Consider the following 389-nt stretch of genomic DNA (forward strand, 5'->3'; position numbering starts at 1 on the left):
GCCGGTTCCCGCTGTGTCCGCCGAGATCTGGACGATCAGCAATTCCCGGTCGCGCGCGGCCTCATAGAGAGCGAGCATCGCTTTTTCCTGGGTGGCCGTCAGGTCATCGGCGAGCCCGTCCTGCAGGGCGCCGGCGCAATTGACCACGGCCCGCTGGCCATCCAGCGCGGTCTGCCAGTCCACGCTCCGCGTCATGCCGGCGAGGTCGGCCTTCAGCCAGCGCACCTGCGGCATCTTCAGCGCCGCGCGCGCCGGCTCGCGTCCAAGCCCAGTGACCTGGTGGCCTTCCTCCGCAAGTCTTCTTGTGACGGCGGACCCGATGAAGCCGGTCGCACCGAGAATCAGGATGTTCATGCCGGAACTCTAGCTGAAACCACTTCAGCCGAAAC

Annotated in this window: 1 protein-coding gene; it reads right to left on the reverse strand. The window is 66.6% G+C overall.

Annotated features, from left to right (window positions below; genetic code table 11):
- Window positions 1-354, reverse strand: a 354-nt coding sequence (locus EOA29_RS40840) for an NAD-dependent epimerase/dehydratase family protein (RefSeq protein WP_127222626.1), incomplete at its 3' end; no start/stop codon positions are given.
- Window positions 355-389: the final 35 nt, after the last annotated feature.

Source organism: Mesorhizobium sp. M1E.F.Ca.ET.063.01.1.1 (assembly GCF_003998155.1).
Lineage (GTDB): Bacteria > Pseudomonadota > Alphaproteobacteria > Rhizobiales > Rhizobiaceae > Mesorhizobium.